Source organism: Streptomyces sp. SM1 (assembly GCF_002910825.1).
In the GTDB taxonomy this organism is placed as follows: Bacteria; Actinomycetota; Actinomycetes; order Streptomycetales; family Streptomycetaceae; genus Streptomyces; species Streptomyces okerensis.
Window position 1 is genome coordinate 1 of sequence record NZ_NEUB01000019.1, and the last position, 10114, is coordinate 10114.

General features: G+C 73.3%; 10 protein-coding genes. 4 read left to right on the forward strand and 6 right to left on the reverse strand.

Annotated features, from left to right (window positions below; genetic code table 11):
• The 3 genes from B9S61_RS41415 to B9S61_RS00285 form a co-directional block, all read left to right on the forward strand.
• A partial coding sequence (locus B9S61_RS41415) for a hypothetical protein (protein ID WP_219819878.1) occupies window positions 1-224 on the forward strand: 224 nt, incomplete at its 5' end.
• Window positions 225-300: 76 nt separating this feature from the next.
• Window positions 301-789 (forward strand): FBP domain-containing protein, encoded by a 489-nt coding sequence (locus tag B9S61_RS00280; protein WP_103540358.1) that lies wholly within the window; start codon window positions 301-303, stop codon window positions 787-789.
• Window positions 790-869: 80 nt separating this feature from the next.
• A complete protein-coding gene (locus tag B9S61_RS00285) occupies window positions 870-2120 on the forward strand; it encodes an aromatic acid exporter family protein (protein ID WP_103540359.1) in 1251 nt (416 codons plus the stop codon).
• A 129-nt stretch (window positions 2121-2249) separates the two neighbouring features.
• Here the strand turns inward: B9S61_RS00285 and B9S61_RS00290 are convergent, their stop codons facing one another.
• Both B9S61_RS00290 and B9S61_RS00295 read right to left on the reverse strand, forming a co-directional pair.
• Window positions 2250-2984 (reverse strand): DUF2470 domain-containing protein, encoded by a 735-nt coding sequence (locus B9S61_RS00290; protein WP_103540360.1) that lies wholly within the window; start codon window positions 2982-2984, stop codon window positions 2250-2252.
• An 87-nt stretch (window positions 2985-3071) separates the two neighbouring features.
• Window positions 3072-3680: a TetR/AcrR family transcriptional regulator gene (locus tag B9S61_RS00295; RefSeq protein ID WP_103540361.1), complete on the reverse strand. Its 609-nt coding sequence runs from the start codon at window positions 3678-3680 to the stop codon at window positions 3072-3074.
• 109 nt (window positions 3681-3789) lie between these two features.
• Here B9S61_RS00295 and B9S61_RS00300 point away from each other — a divergent pair, with 109 nt between their 5' ends.
• The gene (locus B9S61_RS00300; RefSeq protein WP_103540362.1) at window positions 3790-5289 is read left to right on the forward strand and encodes a cytochrome P450; all 1500 of its coding nucleotides are present in this window, start codon (window positions 3790-3792) and stop codon (window positions 5287-5289) included.
• A gap of 476 nt (window positions 5290-5765) precedes the next feature.
• Here B9S61_RS00300 and sigJ read toward each other — a convergent pair whose 3' ends face one another.
• The 4 genes from sigJ to B9S61_RS00320 form a co-directional block, all read right to left on the reverse strand.
• A complete protein-coding gene (gene sigJ, locus B9S61_RS00305; RefSeq protein ID WP_103540363.1) occupies window positions 5766-6671 on the reverse strand; it encodes an RNA polymerase sigma factor SigJ in 906 nt (301 codons plus the stop codon).
• Window positions 6668-7411 (reverse strand): PIG-L deacetylase family protein, encoded by a 744-nt coding sequence (locus B9S61_RS00310; protein ID WP_103540364.1) that lies wholly within the window; start codon window positions 7409-7411, stop codon window positions 6668-6670. Before B9S61_RS00310 ends, sigJ begins: the two co-directional genes overlap by 4 nt.
• A 45-nt stretch (window positions 7412-7456) precedes the next feature.
• Window positions 7457-8758, reverse strand: coding sequence for an alpha/beta fold hydrolase (locus tag B9S61_RS00315; protein ID WP_103540365.1), 1302 nt, complete (start codon window positions 8756-8758; stop codon window positions 7457-7459).
• 101 nt (window positions 8759-8859) lie between these two features.
• The gene (locus B9S61_RS00320; RefSeq protein ID WP_103540366.1) at window positions 8860-9885 is read right to left on the reverse strand and encodes a LacI family DNA-binding transcriptional regulator; all 1026 of its coding nucleotides are present in this window, start codon (window positions 9883-9885) and stop codon (window positions 8860-8862) included.
• Window positions 9886-10114: the final 229 nt, after the last annotated feature.

The window sequence follows — 10114 nt, forward strand, 5'->3', positions numbered from 1 at the left end:
CGCTCAGCGGGCGCACGCGGGCGAGCGCGCCGGGCGGCAGGCCCGCTCCGGTGAGCGCCCTGCGGGCCCGCTCCCAGGTGTCCCCCATCGCTTTCCCCTCCCCCTCGGCGCTGCGGCTGCGGCTGCGGCTGCGGCTGCGGCTGCGGTACAGCGTACGGAACGCGACGGGGCACGGTCGGCGGGGAAATCCGCTGGCTCCTCCGGGTACCCGGTCCCTACCCTGAGCCGGGAACCCGGCCCTCCGGGTTCCGGAGGATCACGGACAACCACGCACGGCACCCGCCAGGAGACACGGCCGCCATGAGAGCGCTCACCGAGCAGGACATCCGCACGTCGTTCATCAACTGTTCCAAAGGGGAGGCCAGGCGGCTGGCCGTGCCCAGGGAGCTGGAGCTGCGCCCGTGGGACGACCTCGACTTCCTGGGCTGGCGGGATCCGGGCGCACCCGACCGCAGTTATCTGGTCGTCGAGCGCGACGACCGTCCCGTCGGGGTGGCCATGCCGTTCCAGCCCGCCCGGCGCGGCTTCCTGCACCGCAGCATGTGCTCCCTGTGCCTGACGACGCACCCGCGCGGCGGTGTCGCCCTGATGACGGCGCGCAAGGCGGGCACGGCCGGCCGCGAGGGCAACTCGGTCGGCGCCTACATGTGCACCGACCTGGCCTGCTCCCTCTATCTGCGCGGCAGGAAGGTGTCCGAGAGCGGCCCCCGGTTCGAGGAGAGCCTCACCCTGGAGGAGCAGATCGAGCGCACGCGCGGCAACCTGTTCGCCTTCCTCGACACGCTGTAGGTCCGGCCGCCTGTGCTCCGAGGGGCTGCCGTCCTTCCCGAACACGTTCGACGTGTCAGGGGAAGGGGAACCGTCCGAGGATGCAAGCCGTACGTGAGATGACCGAGCCGGCCGTTCGCTTCGTGAAGCGGCGCCGGGACCCGGTGGCCGTGCAGACGCTGCGGTCGGCCGCGGCGGCCACGGTCGCCTACGTCATCGCGGTGCGGCTGAGTCCGGAGGCCGCCCCGCTCACCGCGCCCCTGACCGCGCTGCTCGTCGTCCAGGTCACCCTGTACTCCACGCTCACCACCGGGCTGCGCCGGGTGAACGCGGTGGTGACCGGGGTCGTCCTGGCGATCCTCTTCAGCCTGCTGGTGGGTCTGACCTGGTGGAGCCTGGCTCTGCTCCTCCTGTCGTCGCTGATCGTCGGCCATCTGGTGCGGGTGGACGAGTTCGTCCCCGAGGTGGCGATCAGCGCGATGCTGGTGCTCGGGGTGACCACCCACGGGGACACCGCCTGGGCCCGCATCGTGGAGACGCTGATCGGAGCGGTCGTCGGCATGGGCTTCAACCTGCTGCTGGCCCCGCCGGTGTGGGTGGAGGAGGCCGGCGAGTCCATCGAGGAGCTGGCACGGCGGGTGCGGCAGCTGATGCTGCGGATCGGTGAGGAGGCCGCGGAGGGCCCGCCCTCGGAGCGCGCGGCGGCCCGGCTGCACGAGGCCCGCCGGCTGGACCACGACATCTACGAGGTGGACGCGGATCTCCGGCAGGCGGAGGACAGTCTGCGGCTCAATCCGCGGGTGCGTGAGGGACTGCTGCACCGGATCGTGCTGCGCACGGGACTGGACACGCTGGAGATCTGCACGGTGGTGCTGCGGGTACTGGCCCGCACGCTGACCGACCTGTCCAAGGAGCGCGGGCCCGGCCGGCTGTTCGCGCGGGAGACGGGCGCCGTCTTCGAGCAGCTGCTGTCCGAGATCGCCGATGCCGTGGTCAGTTTCGCGGTGCTGGTGACCACGAGCACGAGCGCCAACGCCGAGTCGGCGGAGGAGCGGCTCGCCTCCGAGCTGCGCCAGGCGGCGGCCACCCGCGACAGGCTGGCCGAGCTGCTCTTCGAGGAGGCCCGGCGTGACGCGCGCCAGTGGCAGTTGCTGGGCGCGGTACTGACCGAGGTCAACCGCATCCTCGACGAGATGGACACCGAGCACCGCACTCGCCGGCTGTTCGAGGAGCTGGACCGGCACTCGCGGGAGCAGCGCGAGCGGCTGCCGCGGCTGACCCGGCTGCGGGACCGGCTCCGCCTTCCGCAGCGGCTGCGCCGGAACCGTCATGGCGCCTCCTCCCGTTCCTGAGGACGGCGTGACGCCCCGCACCGCGTCGCCTTCGCACCGACGGCGGCCCGCCGTGTGCCGAGGGCGGGCGCGGTCAGCGGGTTCCGGGTGGACGGGGGGCCGCGGTGAACCGCGGCTGCGCCCTTCGTCTCACCCGTCGCCGTCGCCGTCCGCGCGCTGCCGCTGCAGTGTCCGGGGGCAGGAGGCGGCCGCGGCCTGCGAGAGCAGTGCGTGCATGCGTTCGGTGAGTGCGGCGACGTCGTCGGCGGGCGCGTGGAAGGGCAGCCGTACGTCGCCGTCCGCGCGGACGCGTTCGATGCGCAGGGTCAGTCCGTGCCGGTCCACGGCGAGCGGCTGGACACGGACCGCGCCGTGCAGGCTGCCCATGTCGACGAGGCGGGTGAGCCGTTCGACCGCGTCGGCGTGGCAGTCGGCGAGGTGGGTCAGCAGCCGGGCCTCGGCGGTGGCCAGCGGGTCGGGCGCGCCGGTGGCGAAGTCGTCGAGGTCGACGAGCACGGCGCCGGACGCCTGACGGAGTACCACGCGCGTCGGCCGGAAGGCGAGAGCGCCGTCCTGGGCGGAGAACCAGCCCGCGAGCCACAGCCGGGCGCGGATCCGGTCACGCACCGGGACGGGGGCGGCGTCGGCGAACTCCAGTACGGCGGAGGGCTCGCCGCGGGGCGCGCAGACCGCGGCGGCGAGCAGGGCGCTGTCCTCGGGCACCTCCAGCAGTACCCGTCCGTCGTCGGTCACGGTGTGCGCGCCGACGAACTCCTCCCGGGCGCCCTCCGCGGTCACCGCGCAGGACCACGCGGCGGCGAGCACCGAGCGGGCCCGCTCCGCCGCGCTCGGCGCGGCCGTCCAGCCGTGCGTGTCGTCACCCATCCCGAACCTCCTTTTAGGTAAGCCTTGCCTAACTTACCCAAGATCGGGGTGCGCGCCAACCAGGTGACGTGATCCTCACGAGATCCCTCAGGGGGTGAGCACGCCGAGCAGCGCACGTGCGCACAGGTCACGGACCTGCTCACGGCCCAGGTCCGAGCCCCGTAGCCACTCCAGACAGACCGCGGCGGTGAAGGCCAGCCAGCCGCGCACCGCGAGCCGGGCGTCCGGCCGCGCCGCGCAGAGCGGACCGAACTCGGGGTCCGCCACGAGCGCCGCCAGGATCTGCCGCTCCTGCGCGGCCATCGCCCGCCGGTAGACCCTGCGCACCGCCTGGTCCCCCGCCGCGTCGGCACGGTGGAAGGCGCGGTAGCCGTGAGCGTGGGCCTCGACGTACTCCAGATACGCGTCGAGTCCCGCGGTGAGCTGTTCGCGCACCGGGACGCCGGGGACCGCCGCGGTCATCCGGAGCATGCGCTCGCTCTCGCGCTCCACCACGGCCGCGAAGAAGTCCCGCTTGGCCGGGAAGTAGTGGTACAGCAGCCCTCGCGACACCCCGGCGATCTCGGCGACCTGCTCGATCCACACCTCGTCGTACGGGCTCTCGGAGAACAGCCGCGCTCCGACCGACAGGAGCTGCTCCCTGCGCCGCTCGGTGCTGAGCCGGCGGCGTGTGCGCCCGCCCTGGTTCACGGCCATCCCCGCACTTTACTTGACGCCGGTTCAACAACCGGCCCAGACTGAAGCGCGTTATTGAACTCGCGTACAACAGGCCGTACTCGCTCGCCGGGTCGAAGGAGATCGCGTCATGGCGGAGACGACGACACGGACCGGACTGCCGAAGGGGTTCCGCAGCGCGGAGCAGGGCTGGCCCGGGCTGCACCGCATCCCCCGTCCGCCGTACCGTCTGCCGCTGCTCGGCGACATCGTCGGCGCGAGCCGGCACACACCGCTGCAGGACTCGCTGAAGTACGCGGACACACTGGGGCCGATCTTCCGGCGGAACGCGTTCGGCAAGGAGTTCGTGTTCACCTGGGGCGCCGGACTGGTGGCCGATCTGGCCGACGAGTCGCGGTTCGCCAAGCATGTCGGGCTGGGCGTCGCCAATCTGCGGCCGGTCGCCGGTGACGGCCTGTTCACCGCGTACAACCACGAGCCCAACTGGCAGCTGGCGCACGATGTGCTGGCCCCCGGGTTCAGCCGTGAGGCCATGGCCGGGTACCACCCGATGATGCTGGCCGTGGCGGAGCGGCTGACGGAGCACTGGGACCGCGCGGCGGCCGGCGGCCGGCCGGTGGACGTGCCGGGGGACATGACCAAGCTGACGCTGGAGACGATCGCGCGGACCGGGTTCGGGCACGACTTCGGGTCCTTCGAGCGGGCCCGACCGCACCCGTTCGTCACGGCGATGGTCGGTACGCTCACCTACGCCCAGCGGCTGAACAGCGTTCCCGCGCCGCTGACTCCGCTGCTGCTGCGCCGTGCGGGCCGCCGGAACGCGGCCGACATCGCACACCTCAACCGCATCGTCGACGAGGTGGTGCGGGTGCGGCGCGCCGGCGGCCGCGGGTGCGGGGACCTGCTGGACCGGATGCTGGAGACGGCGCACCCGGAGACCGGGGAACGGCTGTCGGCGGAGAACGTCCGGCGGCAGGTCATCACGTTCCTCGTCGCCGGTCATGAGACGACGTCGGGGGCGCTGTCGTTCGCGCTGCACTATCTGTCCCGTGAGCCCGGGGTCGCGGCCCGGGCCCGCGCGGAGGTGGACCGCGTCTGGGGCGACACGCCGGCCCCCGGCTACGAACAGGTGGCCAAGCTGCGCTACGTACGGCGGGTGCTGGACGAGTCGCTGCGGCTGTGGCCGACGGCGCCGGCCTATGCCCGGGAGGCGACGCGGGACACGGTGCTGGCGGACGAGCACCCGATGCGGCGGGGGGCGTGGACGCTGGTGCTGACACCCATGCTGCACCGGGACCCCGAGGTGTGGGGCGCGGAGGCGGAACGGTTCGATCCGGACCGTTTCGACGCACGGGCGGTACGGTCCCGCCCGCCGCACGCGTTCAAACCCTTCGGGACGGGGGCGCGCGCGTGCATCGGACGGCAGTTCGCGCTGCACGAGGCGACGTTGGTCCTGGGGCTGCTGCTGCGCCGCTACGAGCTGCGGGCGGAGCCCGGCTACCGGCTGCGGGTGACCGAACGACTGACCCTGATGCCGGAGGGACTGCGCCTGTGGCCGGAACGCCGGGGCACGGCGCGTCCGGCGGTGCCGGAATCCACCGGCGGAGACGAGAAACCGACGCGACCGTGACCGGTGACCGGTGACCGGTGATCGGTGATCGGTGATCGGTGATCGGTGCGGCACCTTCCCCGGTACCGCTGCGGTTCACCCGGGTGGACGCATACGGCCGGGTCGCAGCCGGCTCACCGGCTCACCCCGTCGGCGCGGTCCTCCGCCGGACCGGCGAGAGCCGCGCGGCACCGACGCACGCGGGGAGACACGCGCACCCGCTCACATGCGGCCGGTCCATGGCGTCGGCACCATGGCTGCCGGAACACCGACCGCCGCTCCGACAAGGCCTTGGCCCTCGCGCCGAGCCGTGCGATCGGGCGTGCCTGGGCCGATTTCGGGGGCATGACACAGCTGCGGTGCGACGGCCGCGCCGACCGGGTGCCGAGGACGGCCGTCGAGACGGATGACCGGCCGCCGCCGCGTCGTCCACATGGCGGCCTCCGGGCGGACCGGACGCCGGCCGGGAAGCCGGCCCGGGCAGGCCGTCGCCGGTGTCAGTTCCCGGTGTCCGGCAGGGTCAGCCGCTCCAGGCGGGACGGGTCGGCCAGGATGTACAGGCCCGTGATGCGGTGGTCGGTGACGGTGACCGACATGACCGAACGGATCCGGCCCTCCTCCACACTGAGCAGGCCCAGCGCGCCGTTGACCAGGACGATCCTCGCCGCCGCGGTGTAGCGGGCGAACATCATCGCCGACTGGGCCACCGGCTTCGCGCCCCGGAGTGTCTTGGACACGGCCGTGCCGCGGACGAGCGCGCCCGCGTCGGCGCGCAGCACCACGTCCGGGTGCAGGACGGCGACCAGTGCCTCGAAGTCACCGCCGCGCGCGGCGGCCATGAACGCGTCGAGTACCTTTCTCTGCCGGCCCAGGTCGGGATCGGACCGGGGGGTGGTGTCCCGTACCCGGCGGCGGGCCCGGGAGGCGAGCTGCCGGGTGGCGGACGCGCTGCGCTCCACGACGGGGGCGATGTCGTCGAACGGCACGGCGAACATGTCGTGCAGGACGAACGCCAGCCGCTCGTCGGGCTCCAGTCTCTCCAGGACCACCAGCATGGCCACGCCCACCGCGTCCGCGTGCAGCGCCTCCTGTTCCGGGCCGGCCGGGGACAGGGATCCGACGACCGGGTCCGGGACGAAGGTCTCGTCGATCGGCTGCTCCCGGCGGGCGGTGCGGGAGCGCAGCATGTCCAGGCAGATCCGGCCGGTCACGGTGGTCAGCCAGCCGCCCAGGTTGCCGATCTCGCCGGGGTCGACCCGGCCCAGCCGCAGCCAGGCCTCCTGGACGGCGTCCTCGGCCTCGGTGAGCGAGCCGAGCATGCGGTAGGCGACCGCCTCGAGATGGCTCCGGTGCTCCTCGAAGCTCCGCGCCAGCAGGTCCTCGTCACCGTCCACGACACTCACCGGGAGAACACCTCGAAGGCGACCGCCGGGCGGTTCCCGAACCGCTTCCCCGTCTCCTCGGCGAACCCGGTCAGCAGGCCGCGTGCGTACGCCTCCGGGTCCTCGCCGGTCAACGCCTCGATGTGCGTGCGGTGTTCGAGCAGGGAGCGCACCGCCCGCTCCAGCCCGGCGGTCGCGTCCACCGCGTGCGTGGGGCTGTCGGAACCGGCGACCGCCACCCAGCGGACGCCGTTCCAGGGTTCGAGGCCGCGCTCGACCAGCTCCGGGAAGATCCAGCGGTTGCCGGCGTCACCGGCCGCGTCCAGCGTGGCGCGCCCGACGGCCACGTGGTCCGGGGTGTTCCAGTAGGTGCCGCCCCAGGTGTCCCGGTGGTTCAGGGTGATCACCAGTTCGGGCCGGTGCCGGCGCACCGCGGCGGCGATGTCCCGGCGCAGCGCGGGGCCGTACTCGATGACGCCGTCCGCGTGGCCGAGGAAGTCCACCTCGGACACACCGACCACGGCCGCGCTCGCGCGCTGCTCCCGCTCCCTGAGCGGTGCGCACTTCGCCGGCTCCAGGGTGTCGATGCCCGCCTCGCCGCGGGTCGCCAGGACGTAGCAGACCTCACGGCCGGCGTCGGTCCAGGACGCGATCGCCGCCGCGCAGCCGTACTCGAGGTCGTCCGGGTGGGCGACGACGGCCAGGGCGCGCTGCCAGTCGTCGGGCATGGGCTGGAGTTGACGGGTCGTCGGCTCGCTCATGCCCGCAGACTAACCCGCCGCACCGACATCCCCCCGGGGCACGTGTCACACCTCGTCGCGCACCAGGGCGAGCAGCCGGTCCAGGACGCGGGGTCCGCCGGCCCGCACGCCGTCGTGCTCGAACTCGTCGGTGACCCAGGTGCGCAGACCGCGGATCGTACCGGCGGTCTCGAGCGAGTGGGGCGTGTGGACGTACATGTCGTCGTGGTAGACGGCAGCCGCGGCCGGCACCTCGTTGACGGCGAGGCGCGCGGGGTCGTAGAGGGGCGTCCAGTCGGTCCGCGCGGCGAGCAGCTCCGCGGTCTCGCGCAGGGGACGCAGGGCCGGGTCGCAGTCGAACATCCAGGGGTGAACGGTTTCGCCGGTGAACAGCAGCGGTTCGTCCCCGGCGAGCGTCTTGGCCGCGTCGAAGCGGGGGAACTCGGCCCGTACGCGTTCGGCGGACCAGGCGGTGGGCCGGCCGTCCTGGCCGTAGATCGCCTCATGGACGAGCGCGTACAGCGGGTGGCCGGCGAACGACAGCAGGCCCTGGGCCTGTTCCTGGAAGGTGTCGGAGAGGGCGGAGCCTGCCGGGGTGCGGACGAAGGCGTCCTCCAGGAGGTGGTGCAGCCGGTGGCTGCCGTCGCCGGTGCCGAGCATCCGGCCGAGGGACTGGAACGCCTCCGCGGTGAAGCGGTAGCCGTTCGGCAGGACGACGTCGTGGGTGAGGAGGTGGTCGGCGACGCGGCGGGCGCGTTCGACGTCCTGCGGGTAGCGGGCGTAGTGGGCGGCGGCCTTGCGTTCGACGCGCGGATAGGCGGCCCGGTAGACGTCGTCGGCATGGGCGTCGAGGGAGGGCAGACCGCCGGTGACGATCGCGGTGTCGAGACCTTCGGGGGCCAGGGACAGGTAGGTGACGGTGCAGAAGCCGCCGAAGCTCTGGCCGAGCACGGTCCAGGGGGCACCGCCGGTCACCCGGGGGCGGATGGCCTCGCAGTCCCGCACGATGGAGTCGGCGCGGAAGCGGGTGAGGTAGCGGGCCTGTTCGGCGGGGCCGCCGCGCAGCGGGAGCGTCTGCCGGTTGGCGGGGGTGGAGAGGCCGGTGCCGCGCTGGTCGAGGAGGAGTACCCGGTAGTCCGCGAGGGCACGGCCGAGCCAGGACGGCCTGCCGACGAAACGGTTCGCCCCGAAGCCCGGGCCGCCCTGGAGGTAGAGCAGCCAGGGCAGGTCCTGGCCCGCCTTCTCACTGGCGACGACCTCACGCGCGTACAGCTCGATCGTCTCCCCCGAGGGGTTGCCGTGATCGAGGGGCACGGTGAACCGGCGGTCGGTGAGGACCACTCCGGGCTGACGGTAGCTGACGGGCAAGGGAACTCCTGGGGCGAACGGATTGTCGGGCCGTCACCCAGTTCAGCACATGTTCGTCCGGCCAACGAGCCCGGGATCAGGCAATCCTTGCGCGGCTCCGGTCAGCGGGCCGAGAGGCTGGAGCGCCGGACGACGAGTTCCGGACGGAGGACGACCCGGCGGTGCTCGTGGGGCTTGTCCGTGCTGTCGCTCTCGGTCTCCTCCAGCAGCAGCCCGGCCGCCAGGGCGCCCATGGTCACGGCGGGCTGCCGCACCGACGTGAGCGGTACGGCCGCCGCGGCGGCGAACTCGATGTCGTCGTAGCCGACGATCGCCAGGTCGTCGGGGACGCCGACGCCGGCCGCGTACATCGCCTGGAGCACACCGAGGGCGAGCAGGTCGTTGGCGCAGAACACGGCGGTGGGGCGTTCGGCGAGCCCCAGCAGACGGGCGCCCGCGTCCCGTCCGGCCGCCACGTCGAGCCGCTCGGTGGGCAGCTCGGTCAGGCGGTCGGGTCCGAGCCCGGCCTCGGCCAGGACGTTCAGGGCGCCGGTGCGGCGGTCCCGCACCTGGTTCAGTCCGGGCGGGCCGCTGACGTACGCGACGGAGCGGTGCCCGGCGTCGACGAGGTGCCGTACGGCCAGCGCGCCGCCCGCCACGTCGTCCACGGAGACGGAGCACTCGGTGGTGCCCTCGGCGACCCGGTCGACCAGGACGAAGGGGATGCCGTGCCGGCGGAACGCCTCGATGTTGCGGCCGGTGGCGTCGGCCGGGGTGAGCAGTACGCCCCGTACCCGCTGTTCGGCGAAGAGGGAGAGGTACTCGGCCTCCTCGCCCGGGCTCTGGGCGCTGTTGCAGACCATCACGCCGAGCCCGGCCTCGCGCGCGGCGCGCTCGGCGCCGAGCGCGACGTCGACGAAGAAGGGGTTGCCCATGTCGAGGACGAGCAGGCCCATGATGCGGCTGCGGCCGGCGCGCAGCTGGCGCGCCGACTCGCTGCGGACGTAGCCGAGCCGGTCTATGGCGGACAGCACCCGCGCCCGGGTCTCGGCGGCGACCGTGTCCGGGCGGTTGATCACGTTCGAGACCGTGCCGACGGATACTCCGGCGACGCGGGCGACGTCCTTGATACCCACCGACTGTGCCATCGGGCAGGGACCTCCAGGGAGACGGGGGGCGGCTCGGCGGGCCTTCACACTACCCGCACGGCCGCCCCGTACCGGTCACGGTCGGGCGGGCAGCCGGAAGTCGGCGACGCGCAGCGGTGGGGGCGTCGTACCGGTGGACTTCTCCCGGTACACGGCCGGCAGGACCCCGTCCTGGGCGACACGGTCTTCCACCGGGTGATCAGCGGTTTCATGATCCAGGGCGGAGACC